General features: G+C 36.0%; 10 protein-coding genes. 5 read left to right on the forward strand and 5 right to left on the reverse strand.

Annotation, left to right across the window (positions count from 1 at the left end):
• The first annotated feature begins 168 nt into the window (after positions 1-168).
• Positions 169-6,396 carry an alpha-2-macroglobulin family protein gene (locus AC51AA_RS11250; protein ID WP_500702335.1) on the forward strand — a complete coding sequence of 2,076 codons (6,228 nt, stop codon included), beginning with the start codon at positions 169-171 and terminating at the stop codon, positions 6,394-6,396.
• Between the two features lie 123 nt (positions 6,397-6,519).
• Here AC51AA_RS11250 and AC51AA_RS11255 read toward each other — a convergent pair whose 3' ends face one another.
• From AC51AA_RS11255 to AC51AA_RS11275, 5 genes are all read right to left on the reverse strand, one after another.
• A complete protein-coding gene (locus AC51AA_RS11255) occupies positions 6,520-8,664 on the reverse strand; it encodes a S46 family peptidase (protein ID WP_500702336.1) in 2,145 nt (714 codons plus the stop codon).
• A gap of 173 nt (positions 8,665-8,837) precedes the next feature.
• The gene (obgE, locus tag AC51AA_RS11260) at positions 8,838-9,839 is read right to left on the reverse strand and encodes a GTPase ObgE (protein ID WP_500702337.1); all 1,002 of its coding nucleotides are present in this window, start codon (positions 9,837-9,839) and stop codon (positions 8,838-8,840) included.
• Between the two features lie 80 nt (positions 9,840-9,919).
• Positions 9,920-11,194, reverse strand: a complete 1,275-nt coding sequence (locus AC51AA_RS11265) for a hemolysin family protein (protein WP_500702338.1) — start codon at positions 11,192-11,194, stop codon at positions 9,920-9,922.
• Between the two features lie 198 nt (positions 11,195-11,392).
• Positions 11,393-11,965, reverse strand: a complete 573-nt coding sequence (locus AC51AA_RS11270; protein WP_500702339.1) for an adenylate kinase — start codon at positions 11,963-11,965, stop codon at positions 11,393-11,395.
• Between the two features lie 75 nt (positions 11,966-12,040).
• Positions 12,041-12,571, reverse strand: coding sequence for a phosphoribosyltransferase (locus AC51AA_RS11275; protein WP_500702340.1), 531 nt, complete (start codon positions 12,569-12,571; stop codon positions 12,041-12,043).
• A 184-nt stretch (positions 12,572-12,755) separates the two neighbouring features.
• On the opposite strand from AC51AA_RS11275, the gene AC51AA_RS11280 reads away from it, so the two are divergent.
• The 4 genes from AC51AA_RS11280 (at position 12,756) to purE (ending at position 16,447) form a co-directional block, all read left to right on the forward strand.
• On the forward strand, positions 12,756-14,030 hold the full coding sequence (locus tag AC51AA_RS11280) for a PQQ-dependent sugar dehydrogenase (RefSeq protein ID WP_500702341.1): 1,275 nt from the start codon (positions 12,756-12,758) through the stop codon (positions 14,028-14,030).
• Positions 14,031-14,142: 112 nt separating this feature from the next.
• The gene (locus AC51AA_RS11285) at positions 14,143-14,694 is read left to right on the forward strand and encodes a HEAT-like fold family protein (RefSeq protein ID WP_500702342.1); all 552 of its coding nucleotides are present in this window, start codon (positions 14,143-14,145) and stop codon (positions 14,692-14,694) included.
• Between the two features lie 54 nt (positions 14,695-14,748).
• Positions 14,749-15,903 carry a 5-(carboxyamino)imidazole ribonucleotide synthase gene (locus AC51AA_RS11290; RefSeq protein ID WP_500702343.1) on the forward strand — a complete coding sequence of 385 codons (1,155 nt, stop codon included), beginning with the start codon at positions 14,749-14,751 and terminating at the stop codon, positions 15,901-15,903.
• 58 nt (positions 15,904-15,961) lie between these two features.
• The gene (gene purE, locus AC51AA_RS11295; protein ID WP_500702344.1) at positions 15,962-16,447 is read left to right on the forward strand and encodes a 5-(carboxyamino)imidazole ribonucleotide mutase; all 486 of its coding nucleotides are present in this window, start codon (positions 15,962-15,964) and stop codon (positions 16,445-16,447) included.
• Positions 16,448-16,535 lie beyond the last annotated feature (88 nt).

The raw sequence follows: 16,535 nt of genomic DNA on the forward strand, positions 1-16,535 counted from the left end.
AATCGAAGTCGCAAATAACTAATAAAACCTGCTAATTATTTTTCAAAAATAAGGAATTATAAAATGTATCATTTGCTTTTGGTAATAAATTAGTAATTTGTACGAAATTTATTTTATTAATAGATCGATCTTTATTCTAAAATACGCTCTGCACACTAAAACTGCCTTATGAAAAATATCTTATTTGTTTTCTTATTGATTTCAACGGTGTTATTTGCACAACAAACAGACAAAAGATGGAACAAAGTTCTCGCCTATGAAAACGAAGGCAAAGTAAAATCAGCCAATGAACTTGTTACTAAAATCTACAAAAAAGCCTCCGCAAATAAAGAGGAAGCCCAAATGATAAAATGCTTCTTTTATCAATCTAAATATTTACAAGTGGTTGATGAAAATGCAAAAACTAAAATCCTAAAAAATCTTAAGACAGAAATTACTCGTGTTTCTATACCCTCAAAAGCACTTTTAAATTTGGTTTACGCAAAATGTTTGAGTCAGGTGACCCCTTACGAATATGCAACCACTTTAATAGATGTAGCCGCCGCGACTATAGACACAGTAGAAGTTGACAGCATCGCTATTCCCTCTAATGAGGCAAGTACTGATTTCACCACGGAGACAGAATTATTAGCTACTTATGAAAAAACCTTAGAAAATGAAGCCATTTTAAAAGCCACTCCTTTGTCTAATTACAAGGCAATCTTTGATTTTTTGACTCTAGAAAAGCTACAAACCCAAAACGTATACCAATACCTACTTAAAGAAAATATTGCATTTTTCAGTCAAAAAGTGCAACGATGGGAAGTTCAAAACAGTGAAAACACACTTTATAAAAACGAGCTTTTAGGCCATTCCGAAGCTTTTTTGAAACTGGATTTGGATGTTATCAAAGAAGAAAAATTAAGAAAAGTACTTTCGCTCTATCAAAAACAAGAGTTAGATTATCCTTCGTTAGAAAACCAATTTGATCGCATTCAATACTGCCGTCCTTTCATGATCAATGCTGATGACCTATGGACAAAATCTTTAAATAGACTTCAACAAGGCTCTAAGGACATCCTGCTTACTCAAAAAATTCAATTAGAAAAAGCAGACCTACTGATTCAGCAGGCTTCAAAAGAAACACATCCTGATTATAATATTGAAGCACTAAAAATACTAGACAGTATTATAAAAGCGGACGATCAATCCAACGCCGGTAAAACAGCTATAGCTAAAAAGTATCAGTTAAGCTCGAAATCATTGACGGTTCAGCTTCAAAAATACATTTATAACAATGAGAACACCAGGGCTTTCCTTTCGTACAAGAATGTAGACCGTGTAAGGATTTCTTTCTTTAAAATGAATCAAAAGCAGCTATCGACTTTTATAAAATCGGACAATAAAAGAGATAGTATAGCCCAAAGCATTATTAAAAACCAAACTAACATTGCCACCAAAGAATATCCACTTCAAAATAAAAAAGATTATTTTGCGTACACTACAGAAGTGCTATTACCTCAATTAACAACAGGAAGCTATTTGGTTTATTTCGAAAGTGATTCAGACGCAGCAGATAAAAAAGCTTATACTTTTGAAACGATCACAGTATCCAACATCAGTGTTTTAGCTTCTCAACAAAACAAAAAACAAACCTTCCAGGTTCTGGATCGAAAAACAGGCAAACCCTTAGAAAATGTAAACATCAAGTCTACTAATTTTAGCCTCAAAACAAATTCAAACGGCACAGCTATTTACAATGGAGAAAAAAACAATCGTTATAATAACCCCATTGAATTTTCACTAGCCAACGATACCATTTTAATCAATCAAAACTTCATTCGTCCAAATCAGGAATACGTTAATAAAAATAACGACTTGAATGCAAAAGTGGAATTCTACTTAGACAGAGCTATTTATCGTCCAGGTCAAACTGTTTATTATAAAGGAATTGCCATTCAAAAACAAAACAGCCAAACAAGTATTGTTGCCCATACTACATTCAAAATCACCATTAGAAACGCCAATTATCAAATTTTCAAAGAATTTGAAGTCACCTCGAATGAATTTGGCTCTTTTTCTGGTGAATTTGCTTTACCCACCACTGGTCTAACAGGCGCATTCAAAATTAGTTCTATTCAACCTCAAGACACTACCAAAGATGATGTTAATAGCAAAAACATACCAAATACGGCATTTTGGAAAAATGTCAAATTTGAACAATCCGAGACTACCTTTAGAGTAGAAGAATACAAACGTCCCAAATTTGAAATACGCTTCGAACCAAAAAAAGAAAGCTTTCAAATCAATCAGTCCATTAAAGTAAACGCAGTTGCCAAAGCATTTGCTGGAAGCAGTATTTCAGATGCAACAGTGAGTTATACCGTAACTAGATTTACCAGTTATTTTAGGAATTATTATGGACAGGAGCAAACTGAAATTATAGCCACGGGCGAAACTAAAACGGATGCCTCTGGAAAATTTGTAGTTGACTTTATTGCTTTGCCTTCTAAAAATGCAGTTAAAGAACAATTACCTGTTTTTAACTATCGAATAAATGCTACAGTCACCGATAGTAATGGTGAAACACACAGCTCTGAAACGATCGTAAAAGTAGGCTACCACGATTTAATCATCAACGCCTCTATCCCACACCACATTGAAACCAAAGACAACAATAAAATCACGCTTACAAGCACCAATTTAAATGGAGAATTTCTTGCCACCAAAGGCGAAATCAAAATCTATTTTGTAAGCCCATTTTCAACCAAATTCAAAGCTTCCCTTTGGTCTAAACCAGAAATTGAGACCATAACGGTTGAAGATTTTGAAAGATTATTCCCTTACGAGATTCGGGCTATTCAAACAAAGGACAAATCCAATGAAACTCTTGTATTCACTAAAAAAATAGATACACAAAAGGACAAAGAAATAGCACTTGATTTTATTTCAAACTATACATCTGGAAAGTACAAGATTGTTTTTTCAGCCAAAGACACTTTTAACAATCCAATAGAAGCTGTTTCAAACTTTGAAATCAAACAAAGCAAGGACAAATTCAATCCTAGTGAGTTATTTACCGCACAGCAACTTAACATTGACCCTAAAAAAGATGGTTTTGTGGAAATTAAAATAACGTCCGTAATTCCCGAATTATATATTACATCAAGTGGAAACTACGAAAATCAAAAGTTTTTTGAAAATACAGATCATTTGCAAAACAATGAACTAATAGTAAAATTTCCATTAAAAAAGGAGTTCGAAAAATCAGTGCGTATCGCTTTTGAAAGTATTTTTGAAAATGCGACTTTTACTCAAGACATCGTTGTTATCCTAAAAGCTGAAGCTGTACAATTAGATTGGACGGTTACTAGTTTCAGAAGTAAAATTGAGCCCGGATCTACTGAAAAGTGGTCTTTTAAATTAAAAGCATCTAATGCTAAAAACGAAGCAGAAGTATTAGCTTCTATGTACGATAGTTCACTAGACCAATTCGCTAAAAATGACTGGGACGCTCTCCATTTTAATCAATATACTTATAATACAGCCAACTTTAGATCTCGACTTGGTTTTGAAGAAACCTATTCTTCTTTAGCCCATCTAAATAAAGAGCTAACACCCATTTTTTTTCGCAATGAGGAAACAAAATTAAAATGGTTTGGATTTGATTTTAGCGGTAGTAATTACGGTGATGCTCAACAACCCAAAATTACATATCTAAAAGACAAAAAGGTGGGCTATGAAACCATTAAAGGAGATCCCGATGCCGTTCAAACACTTAGCGAATCTGTAGTAACTTACGCAGACAACAATGTTTACAGTACCGCAGGAGCAGTGCAAATGAGGGCTCCAGGAATTCAGATAAAAGGAATAGCAAATCTCAATGGAGAAAATCCATTGTATATTGTCGATGGAGAAATAGTCTCCGACATCAAAAACATTAATCCAGCTGACCTACTTTCAGTGGAAGTGTTAAAAAATGAGAAAGCCACTGCTCTTTATGGAAGTAAAGGAAAAAATGGCGTTTTAATCATCACCACCAAAAGAGCCCTAGAAGCCCTAACCCAAGTAAAAGCGAGAAAAAATCTATCTGAAACCGCTTTCTTTTTACCCAATTTAAGAACGGATTCAAAAGGAAATGTAAGTTTCAACTTTACTTCACCGGAAGCTTTAACAGCATGGAAACTTAGATTATTGGCACATAATAAGGATGCCATTTCTGGTTATTTAGAAAAAACCGTTATCACTCAAAAAGAGTTAATGGTTTTGCCAAATTTCCCACGTTTCTTGAGAGAAAAAGACACCATCGTGATCAGCGCTAAAATTTCGAATATTACTGATAAAGCCAAAACAGGAATAGCTATTCTACAATTCTTTGATGCTATAACTATGCAACCCATAGATGCCAAAATGGGCAATGTAAAAAACACAAGAAACTTTACTGTAGGAGCATTGGGCAATACAACGGCAAGTTGGACTGTTTCAATTCCAGAAGGATTGCAAGGTGTCCAATATAAAATCCTAGCAAAATCAGGCAATTTCTCTGATGGAGAAGAAAACATTCTTCCGGTACTGACTAACAATATGTTTGTTACAGAAAGCATCCCGATTTGGGTTCGTGAGAATTCAACGAAAGACTATACGCTTGAGAATTTAAAAAAGAATGCTTCTTCGACTTTAAAAAATCATCAGCTTACTTTAGAATACACCTCCAATCCTTCATGGATCGCCATTCAATCTCTACCTTATTTAATGGAATATGAGCACGAATGCGCCGAACAGACTTTTGCGCGTTTTTATGCCAACGCTTTGGCCTCCAAAATCATTTCAAGTAATCCAAAAATTGCCACTGTATTTGAAACCTGGAGAAACAGTGGGAAGTTAACTTCTAAGTTAGAAGAAAATGAAGAATTAAAATCAATTATCCTAGCAGAAACACCTTGGCTAAAGGATGCACAAACGGAAGATGAAAAGAAAAAGAATCTGGCCCTTTTATTCGATTTGGAGAAAATGAAAACTTCGCAAGGGGTTACTTTTGAAAAATTAAAACAAAAGCAAAACCCTTCAGGTGCCTTCTCCTGGTTTGACGGAAGCGGTGAAAATGAATATATAACCAGACATATTTTGGCAGGTTTAGGACACTTATCCAAGTTAAACGAAACTCAAGACATTGAAGCCAAAATTGAAGAAATCAGCAAAACGGGAATACCTTTCTTAGATGGCAAATTTTTAGAAAATTATAAAAACAGCACCCAAAACTTAAAACCAACAGAGAAACTTATTTGGCATAATCCTTATTCTGAATTACACTATCTCTATACTAGAAGTTTTTATTTAGATCAATATCCGCTATCGGCTAGCTTAAAAAAAGCCACTAAATTATATCTCGATACCACCAAAAAAGATTGGCTTTCGTATTCCCTTTACGAAAAAGGTTTAGCTGCTTTGACTTTACATCGCTTTGGGGAAAGTGCTGCTGCACAGAAAATATTGGAAAGCCTTAAAGAAACGTCATCAAACAACGAAGATTGGGGTATGTACTGGATTGCCAACAAAGCAGGTTGGTACTGGTATCAGGCGCCTATTGAAACTCAAGCTTTATTAATTGAGGCTTTTGCCGAAGTGAATCACGATACGAAATCTGTAGATGCCATGAAAGTTTGGTTGTTAAAGAACAAACAAACCAAAAACTGGCCCACAACAAAAGCCACAACCGAAGCCATTTATGCATTACTGATGCAAGGAAATGATTGGTTATCTGTCAAAGACAATACGATTATCAAAATTGGAAATGAAAAAATCCTGACCAAAAAATTATCCCAAAGCAAAAAAGAAGCCGAAACAGGATATATCAAACTCAACTGGAATGAAGAGGAAGTTACAAAAGACATGGCTGTGATCAGCATCCAGAACAAATCCAAAGTTCCTGGATTTGGTGGCGTGTACTGGCAATATTTTGAAGATCTGGATAAAATTAAAACGAACTCTGGAGCCGTTTTATCGGTTTCCAAAGAATTATATCTGAAGAAAAATTCACTTAAAGGAGATCAATTAGAGCGCATCACCTCTAAGAATCCTTTAAAAACAGGAGACTTAGTTACAGTACGATTAATTATAAAGTCCAAAGAAGACATGGAGTTCGTCCACCTCAAAGATATGAGAGCTTCTTGTTTTGAACCTGTAAACGTTCTTTCCCAATATCAATATAAAGATGGATTGGGTTATTATATGAGCAGCAAAGATGCTGCAACACATTTGTTTTTTGATCAAATCAATAAGGGCACTTATATCATCGAATATGATGTTCGAGTAAACAATAGCGGCGAATTCTCTAATGGAATTACAACAATTCAAAGCATGTATGCCCCAGAGTTCGCAAGTCACACCAAAGGAATCCGAGTAAAAGTGAAGTCTTAAAACAACAAACCCGACAACTTTTTAGTTGCCGGGTATATTCTTTACATCGATGAAATCATTTTACATAAAAAAGACCTAACAGGTTTAACACCCGTTAGGTCTGCTTTAGCCATAAAAATCAGATTATTTGATAATCGTCATTTCATCAATAATATTTTTAGCTCCTGCGTATTTGTCAATAATCCAAAGTACATAACGAATATCTACGTTAATGGTTCTTTGTAATTTAGGATCAAAAATAACATCTCCCGCCATAGCTTCGATGTTACCATCAAATGCAATACCGATTAATTCTCCTTTACCGTTTAATACTGGTGAACCAGAGTTTCCTCCTGTAATATCATTATCCGTTAAGAAGTTTACTGGCATATATCCTGCTTTATCAGCATACTGCCCATAATCTTTTGCTTTGTTTAATTCCAACAAACGAGCTGGTAAATCAAATTCTTGATCTCCTGCTTTATACTTTTTCACCATGCTCTCCATAGTGGTATAATTGTTTACTTTCGCATCGTTGCGCTTGTCAGCTGGCAAAGCACGAACTTTTCCGTAACTCAATCTCAAAGTAGAGTTAGCATCAGGGTATTTTATCGCGTTTAATTTAGACTCTCTCAAACCTTCCACTAATTCACGGAAAGCAACAGCAAAACTATCATCTAATTTTAATTGCTCTTCTGATTTAGCTCTAATTTTAGTCATCAAATCACTTGAGATCACATACAAAGGATCTGCTGCTACTGTTTCTGCTTTTGGATCCTTAATAAAGGCCATTACAGCTTCTTTATTGGTAAAAATACTCTTCGCTACGGCATTGTTTACATCATTTGTAAAATCACCGTTATTAGCCGCTTTCATCTTAGCTACTTCAGGAGCTAATCCATAAGCGGTACCTTTTGCTGCATACAAATTCAATTGAGCTGTAAAAATATCTTTTTCAGCTGGAGCATAAAACTCTTCGTATGTATTATCAATTACAGCGGTAAGTTTAGGAAGGATCTCTGCTCTCTTAGCTGCATTGGCATTGGCGTAAGCCATTAATCCATTTCCGATATTCGCTGGCGCTGTACCGTAACTTGCTGTACGCAATAATTGCGTCAAGTAATTATCATGACTCGATTTTAAATTCGTTTGTGCATAATACTCGTTAATCGTCGAAATTACGTTTCCGTATTTGGCTTTGTTTTCTGCTTTATTAGCCCAAGCATTGAATTTAGCTTCTTGTCCTGCTTTTGTTTTTGCAGTTCCCGCTTTTGTCAAAGCATCGATCATCCCTTGACGGTTTTTCCAGTAATTGGCTGTTGAAGCATATTTAGAGGCATATTGCAATCGAACTGTTGCATCTTTATCCATATACTTTTTCATCTGGTCCATTCCAGTTTTAGCACCTTCAACCCAAGCAGGATAAGCAAACTTCACGTTTTGCTCAATTCCACCAGCTGGCATCCAACGGTTTGTTCTACCTGGATATCCTAAAATCATAGCGAAATCATTCTCTTTTACTCCTTTAATACTTATTGGTAGGTAATGTTTCGGTTTCAAAGGCACATTCTCAGTAGAGTAAGTGGCAGGATTTCCGTCTTTATCTGCATACACTCTGAACATAGAGAAATCTCCTGTTTGACGTGGCCATTCCCAGTTATCCGTATCTCCACCAAATTTACCTACACTCTCAGGAGGCGTACCTACTAAACGAACATCGGTATAATCTTGGTAAACGAAATAGTAGTATTCATTTCCTTGAAAGAAAGGACGAACTGAAACCGTATATTTTCCACCTTCGTTATTCTCTTTTTCGATCAAATTGATTTCTTGTTGAATCACTTTGTTTCTTTCTGTCTCGGTCATTTTATCATTTACTTTAGATAAAATTCGCTTTGACACATCATCCATACGAACAAAGAAACGAACGTATAATGATTTTGGTTTCATCTCAGCCGTTCTTTCTTTTGCCCAAAAACCATCTTTCAAATAATTTTGTTCTGCTGAAGAAAGTTCAGCAATGGCATCATATCCACAGTGGTGATTGGTTAAAACTAATCCTTCTTTAGATACAATTTCAGCAGTACAACCTCCGTTGAATTGAACAACAGCATCTTTCAAACTATGATGATTGATACTGTAAATTTCTTCGGCTGTCAATTGCAAGCCCATTTTTTCCATATCTCTATGGTTCAATCTTTCGATAAACATCAAAAACCACATTCCTTCGTCAGCTCTTACCGGAAAAGCCATCAGACACATGGTTAAGAATAAAACTATTTTTTTCATGTTAATTTGTTTAAGTTCTGCGAATATAACTCATTTTCGCAATTCTATAAGACTCTTAGTCCTGCAAATTACATATCGTCCTGTATTTTTAGCTTTATATTACGAATTTAACAGCTATAAAGCAAAAAGGTGTCCTATTTCTAGAACACCTTTTTAACCACTTATTACTTTGATTAGTCGTTAAGCATTTTCCAAAGTTTATCTTTTAACTCTGTAAGTCCTTGTTGGGCTACAGATGAAATAAACATATAAGGAATATCTTTAAAAGCAACATCTAATTCTACTTTCAATTCCGCTTTTAGTTCGTCATCTAGCATATCGCATTTTGAGATCACTAAAAGACGTTCTTTGTCTAACATCTCAGGATTGTATTTGGTCAATTCATTTACCAAAATATCGTATTCTGCTTTAATATCTGGCGTATCTACTGGTACTAAAAATAGCAAAGTAGAGTTACGCTCAATATGACGCAAGAAATAATGTCCTAAACCTTTTCCTTCAGCAGCACCTTCAATAATACCTGGAATATCTGCAATTACAAAAGATTGAAAATCTCTATAGGCTACAATTCCTAAGTTTGGCTTTAAGGTTGTAAAAGGGTAATCTGCAATTTTTGGTTTTGCCGAAGTCAACACCGATAATAAAGTTGATTTTCCAGCATTTGGAAAACCTACTAAACCAACATCTGCTAAAACTTTAAGCTCCAAAATCACATCCATTTCTACTCCTGGTAAACCAGGTTGTGCATAGCGGGGTGTTTGATTGGTTGAACTTCTAAAGTGCCAGTTTCCTAAACCACCTTTTCCTCCTTTTGAAAGAATTCTTTTTTCACCATCTTCGGTGATCTCGAATAAAGTTTCTCCTGTCTCTTTGTCTTTTACCACCGTACCTAATGGCACTTCGATAAATTTATCATCTCCATCAGCACCTGTACTACGATCTCCTCCACCATCACCACCGTGACCTGCTTTAATATGACGAGCGAACTTTAAATGAAACAATGTCCACAGTCCTTTATTCCCAACTAAGTATACGTGTCCACCACGACCACCATCACCACCATCTGGGCCACCTTTTTCAATAAATTTCTCTCTATGTAAATGCGTAGATCCTTTTCCTCCCTTTCCGGAAGAAACATATATCTTAACATAATCTACAAAATTTCCTTCTGTCATTTTTGCTTGTTTATAATAGTATCTGCTTAGTGTTTACTGTTGATTAAACCTCAACCTATCCTAAGCTTTAAACCAATTTTCTATTCTTTGAGTGCTTTTACTAACACCTTATCAATCTTTACGCCATCCATGTCGATGACTTCTAATACAAATTTCTGCCAGATCAATTTCTCCCCTTCTTTCGGAATATGAGAAAGCTCGGTCATAATCATTCCGCTTACGGTATTGACCTCGTAATCGTTTGTTAACTCATCTAATTCAAAATAGGTCAAAAAGTCATGTAGCGAGTAGTGTCCATCCACTAACCAAGAACCATCTTCTCTTTCTACTAATTTGAATTCATCCTTATAAAAATCAGAGGCATCACCTACTAAAGCTTCTAGTATATCATTTAAGGTAATAATACCTTGAAAAACGCCATACTCATCTGAAACTAGTGCATAATGTATTCCTGTTTTCTTAAAATTCTCTAAGGCTTTATAGGCTGTTGTTTGCTCCATTAGATAGGGAGCTTCTATCATGATCGATGCCAAATCAAAATGATCTTTTTCAATATTGGCAAATATATTTTTAAGGGTTACAATTCCCACTATATCATCATAATTATCACTAAATACGGGATAAACGGTGTGTAGGTCCTGTAAAACCAACTCTTTAATCTTATCTTTATCGGCAGTAAGCGGTAACATATCAACCGATTTACGGTGGGTCATTAAAGAGTTTACCTTTCTGTCCCCAATATGAAACACACGTTCCACGATATCTTGTTCAATTTCTTGTACTTCACCACCCTCAGTACCTTCTTTGATGATGGCTTTGATTTCTTCCTCAGTTACTTTACCATCAGCAGATGGTTTGATCTGTAACACATTCAATAAAAAATCAGTTGAAGTGGTCAACAACCAAATAAAGGGCGCTGTCACTATGGAAACAATTTTCATCGGTAGCGCTACCATTTTGGCTATCGCCTCAGGGTAATTTAGTCCAATTCGTTTGGGTAATAATTCTCCTAAAACCAAAGAGAAAAAAGTCAACACCACCACTACTATACCCACGGCCAAAGAATGACCATATGGTTTCAGAGCCTCAAAACTGTTGACAAAAGCCTCCACATCCATGGTGATTTTATCCCCACTATAAATACCAGTCAAAATTCCGATTAACGTGATTCCGATCTGTACGGTTGATAAAAACTTGTTCGGAGAATTGGATAAATCAAGCGCAATTTTAGCACTCTTATTTCCTTTTTTCGCTGCAGTTTCTAGTCTATTTTTTCTGGCCGATATCAGGGCAATCTCTGACATAGAGAAAACTCCATTTAATAGTATTAGAAAAAATATGATTAGTATTTCCAATTTTTAAGTGATTCGTTATTTTTTTTGTTTCCTAAGTAAGTAGGGTACTTTAATCGTATTATGAACTTCTATTCCGTGTAAAAATCAAAGCAAAAAACCAATTTTTCATCCTAGAAAACCGCCCTATTAAAAGCGTTTTTTAAGATATAGAAAAATAGTTTTTTGCATTAAGATCTCAGCCCTCTGACGGCTTTATTATTACAAATTATCAATTACTGACGTTAAACGCTCTGTAATTTCTTCAATGTTTCCAATACCATTCACGGCATGAAATTTATTTTGTGCTTTATAATATCCGATTAGTGGAGCTGTTTTTTCGTTGTACTCTTGGTATCTCACACGAATTTTCTCTTCATCTTGATCATCCACTCTTCCACTTGTTTTTCCTCTTTCTAACAAACGCGCTACTAGAATTTCATCGTCAGCTTCTAATGCGATCGTTGCAGTAACACTTGATCCAATAGTTGGCAAGAATTGATCTAAAGCTTCTGCTTGATTGATCGTTCTTGGATAACCATCAAATAAAAACCCTTCAGTATCTGGATGTTTGTTAACCTCATCTATTAACATTGCAGTGGTAAGCTCACAAGGAACTAATTCTCCATTGTCCATGTATGTTCTTGCTTTTTTCCCTAAATCAGTATCATTTTTTAAATTAAAACGAAAAATATCTCCTGTTGAAAGATGTGTTAATTTGTATTTCTCTTTTAAAAATTCCGCCTGAGTTCCTTTTCCTGCCCCTGGCTTTCCAAATAAAACAATGTTAATCATAATATGAGTGAGTGTTGTTACTTCTTAATTTCACATAAGAAGTTTAAATGAATATTATTCTTGTGTTGTGTAAATTTACTCTGCTAACTTATATACTTCGGCTAAATTTCTTCCTAAACCATCATAGTCCAAACCGTAGCCTACAATGAATTTGTTCGGAATTCGAATACCGATATAATCTATTTTAATATCTTTTTTATACGTATCAGGTTTAAAAAACAGCGTCGCTATTTTAAAATGTTTTACATTTTGTTCTTTAAACATACGCTTCAATTCCTCGATAGTATTTCCCGTATCAATAATGTCTTCAATAAGAATTACGGATCTACCGGTTAGATCCTGATTGATCCCAATTAATTCTTTTACTGAATTGCTACTTTCCATTCCTTCGTAAGAGGCCATCTTGATAAAAGAAACTTCACAATGCTTTTTATACTTTTTCAAGAAATCAGCAACCACCATGAAAGCACCATTTAAAACTCCAATAAAAATTGGTATTTCATCACCAAAATCATCTTCCACTTGTTGCACTATTTTGGTTAAAGCAAAATCAATTTCTTTAGCTGAAATAAACGGAACAAATTGTTTATCGTGAAGTTGTATCATTATTTTTATGTTTAAAATAATGCGCAAAGATACAGAATTACAACCAAATTGTCAGTATCAAAAACAGACTGTCTCTACATTTTTTTGCGAATCTAAAATATCAGCCCCCTTTTATAAAAGTTTTCTAAAAAATACTTTATATTTCAGTAATTAATTGTTTGTTAATCTTTTAACACCAAACCTTATGAAAACGACAGCCCTTTTATTTTCATTATTCCTATTCTTATCCCTCAGCAGTTGTATCGGGCAGGTGAAACAAGAAGAGAAAGAAGCTTTGGCAAAACGAGCTGGAACGACGGTAAAAACCGCGATTGGTCCTATTACCTTACCGCCTCCATACGCTACTGAATCCAAATCAAACAGCAGTAAAGTGCTTCACTGGCCAGAGGGTAAAACCCCAAAAGCTCCTCAGGGTTTTACCGTTACCAAATTTGCAGATGGCTTTGAAAATCCGAGATGGACCTATATCGGACCCAATCATGATATTTTTATTGTAGAGAGCGGCACTAGAACCAGTAAAAACCAAATCATTGTATTGCGTGATCAGGACAAAGACGGTCAATACGAAACTCGCGAAGTATTCATCAAAGGCTTAAACAGGCCTTTTGGAATGCTAATCCTTAATGACTTTTTCTATATTGCTAACACTGATGGTTTATACCGATACCCGTATAAAAACAATCCTCTGAAACTAGAAACCCAAGGCAGCAAAATTCTAGAACTTCCTGCTGGAGGCTACAACAATCACTGGACAAGAAACATAGTTGCCAATCCACAGGGTACAAAAATTTACATTTCCGTTGGTTCGGGTAGCAATGTTGGAGAAAACGGAATGGATAAAGAAGTGCGCCGCGCTGCTATTTTAGAGATTAACCCCGATGGAACAGCTGAAAAAATTTACGCAGACGGACTCCGGAACCCCGTTGGTATGGATTGGAACCCTATAACCCATGAACTTTGGGCAGCGATCAATGAACGCGATGAACTAGGTGACGATTTAGTTCCCGACTATACCACAAGTGTAAAACGAAACGGTTTTTATGGCTGGCCTTATTCTTACTTCGGCGCTATACTAGATCCGAGAATGAAAGGTGCACGAAAAGATCTTGCTAAAAAAGCGATCATCCCCGATGTTCCCCTTGGAGCGCACACTGCTTCATTAGGTTTAGCCTTTTACAACAAAGACCTCTTTCCTGCCAAATACAAAAATGGTATTTTCATCGGTCAACACGGCTCGTGGAATCGTGCCAAAATATCAGGCTACAAGGTCGTATTTATTCCTTTTGCTAATGGAAAACCCTCTGGCAAACCGCAAGACTTCTTAACTGGTTTTGTCGCTAATGAAGATAAAGCAGAAGTGTATGGAAGACCCGTTGCCGTAACGGTGATGCCAGACGGATCCCTTCTGGTCAATGACGACAGCGGAAATACCATCTGGAAAGTCACTACTACTCCTTAAAACCCAATCCCATCACTTTAGCCATTAAGATCGTACACCCTATACTTGAAAGGCATTATTTTAAAATTGTCTACAAAATTAGTTATTTTAGTCCTCTCTTAAACTCAAGAAAATGCCTTCCCCCTTACAAGCCAAACTCGATTACGTACAAGCCTACAGAGAGCACCGTCTTCAGATAGCACAATATGTACTAGACAATCAGTCCGTATTTAATGAATTGGTTTTGATTTGTTTTTCCCCCGAGGATAAAAACCATCATAAGGCCTGTTGGGTTCTTGAATTCGTCGCTTATGAAGAACTCATTTGGTTACAACCTCATCTTGATTTCTTTTGTTCTAATCTGAAAGTCTTACTGGACGATAGCGCTATACGTCCAATAGCCAAAGTAATGCAGCTCTTGGTAAAAGCACACTATAGCAAAACCCCTACGGGCATTTCTCTTGCTGAAAACCATTTACAAGATTGCATCGACACTTCTTTTGACTGGCTCATCAATGACATCAAAGTAGCCACAAAAGCGTATTCTATACGAACTTTATACCTACTGGGAAACCATTACTCCTGGATCCATCCCGAATTGCAAAACATTTTAAACAAAGATTACGCAGGGCATTCGGCCGCTTACAAAGCGGTCGCCAGAGAAATTCTCAAGAAAATAAAATAGGATTTCCCTATTCAATCATTATCAAGTATCTTTGCGCATCACAAACACACAACAATGAATTATTTTTCTTCTGATTTCAAACTAGGAATATTAGGTGGCGGACAATTAGGTAAAATGCTTTTGTTTGACACACGCAAATTTGATATACAAACCTATGTTTTAGATCCAAGCGACGAGGCACCTAGTAAATTTGCCTGTAATAAATTCTTTCAAGGTGACTTAATGGACTTTGAAACGGTTTATAATTTCGGAAAGCAAGTAGATGTTTTAACTTTCGAAATCGAATTGGTTAACCTAGAGGCACTAGAAAAACTAGAAAGTGAAGACATCAAAGTATATCCTTCACCGAAAACCTTAAGAGGAATTCAGAATAAAGGAACTCAAAAAGATTTTTATACTGCAGAAAATATCCCAACAGCGGCTTATTCTAGATTTGATAATCCTGCTGCATTAAAAACAGCAGTCGAAAGCAATTCCATTACACTTCCGTTTGTATGGAAATGCACCGAATTTGGATACGATGGCAATGGTGTAAAAGTGATTCGTCAGCTTTCTGATTTGGATCAATTGCCCCAAGTAGAATGTATTGCAGAAACTATGGTTCCCTTTAAAAACGAACTTGCTGTAATTGTTTGTCGCAATCCATCTGGAGAAATAAAAACATACCCGGTTGTTGAAATGGAGTTTCATCCAGAAGCCAACCAAGTGGAATACGTAATTTGTCCTGCCCGTATCGATGAAAAGGTGGCTGAAAAAGCGAGAGCTATTGCCTTGAATGTTTCGGAGAAATTCAATCATGTAGGTCTTTTAGCAGTGGAGATGTTCCAAACCCAAGAGGATGACATCTTAGTTAATGAAGTAGCGCCTCGTCCACACAATTCAGGACATTATTCTATAGAAGCGAGTTACACCTCACAATTTGAGAATCATTTACGCGCTATACTAGATCTTCCTTTAGGAAACACCGATAGTAAAGTAGCCGGAGTTATGGTGAACCTAGTAGGTGCCGAAGGTTTTTCTGGAGATGTGGTTTACCAAAACATCGAAACTATCTTAGGATGGGATGGTGTTACACCACATATCTACGGTAAAAAACAAACTCGTCCTTTTAGAAAAATGGGACATGTTACCATCGTCAATGAAGACATGAACCAAGCCAGACGAATAGCAGAGGATGTTAAGAACACAATTAAAGTAATTAGTATATAGTTTCCTTTTTTAGTTGGCATTCCAACTTCAAACTTGAAACCAAACAAATAAAAAAACTATGAGCAAAGTAGCCATCATAATGGGAAGTATCTCTGACATGCCAGTCATGCAAGATGCCATCGACATATTAAAACAATTCAACATTGAAGTTGAAGTAGATATTGTTTCTGCACACCGAACACCAGAGAAATTATTCGACTTTAGTAAAAACGCACACACTCGTGGCATCTCGGTAGTTATTGCTGGAGCTGGAGGAGCAGCACATTTACCTGGTATGGTCGCTTCCATGTCACCACTTCCTGTAATTGGGGTTCCTGTAAAATCAAGTAATTCTATCGATGGATGGGATTCCGTTTTATCGATTCTACAAATGCCAGGAGGAGTTCCTGTAGCCACTGTAGCTTTAAATGGAGCAAAAAATGCAGGGATTTTGGCAGCACAAATCATCGGAAGTCACGATAAAAAAGTTCTGGACACCATTATTGCCTACAAAGAAGAATTGAAAGTAGCTGTTAATAAAGCAGCTGAAGGTTTAAATAAGTAAAAATTCCTCAGGGAGATTTATAAAAGAAACAGACGGCTTCTCCCATTTTTTTGTGAGTCTCCGTCTTTTTTTTTGTAAATACTTTCAT

This window comes from Flavobacterium sp. OHVDL-2026-0007, assembly GCF_059882335.1.

What these genes read in the sequence shown, in the direction of transcription:
- AC51AA_RS11250 (WP_500702335.1), top strand. Translation starts at nt 169, where the DNA reads ATGAAAAATATCTTATTTGTTTTCTTATTGATTTCAACGGTGTTATTT.
- AC51AA_RS11255 (WP_500702336.1), bottom strand. Translation starts at nt 8,664, where the DNA reads ATGAAAAAAATAGTTTTATTCTTAACCATGTGTCTGATGGCTTTTCCG.
- obgE (WP_500702337.1), bottom strand. Translation starts at nt 9,839, where the DNA reads ATGACAGAAGGAAATTTTGTAGATTATGTTAAGATATATGTTTCTTCC.
- AC51AA_RS11270 (WP_500702339.1), bottom strand. Translation starts at nt 11,965, where the DNA reads ATGATTAACATTGTTTTATTTGGAAAGCCAGGGGCAGGAAAAGGAACT.
- AC51AA_RS11275 (WP_500702340.1), bottom strand. Translation starts at nt 12,571, where the DNA reads ATGATACAACTTCACGATAAACAATTTGTTCCGTTTATTTCAGCTAAA.
- AC51AA_RS11280 (WP_500702341.1), top strand. Translation starts at nt 12,756, where the DNA reads ATGAAAACGACAGCCCTTTTATTTTCATTATTCCTATTCTTATCCCTC.
- AC51AA_RS11285 (WP_500702342.1), top strand. Translation starts at nt 14,143, where the DNA reads ATGCCTTCCCCCTTACAAGCCAAACTCGATTACGTACAAGCCTACAGA.
- AC51AA_RS11290 (WP_500702343.1), top strand. Translation starts at nt 14,749, where the DNA reads ATGAATTATTTTTCTTCTGATTTCAAACTAGGAATATTAGGTGGCGGA.
- purE (WP_500702344.1), top strand. Translation starts at nt 15,962, where the DNA reads ATGAGCAAAGTAGCCATCATAATGGGAAGTATCTCTGACATGCCAGTC.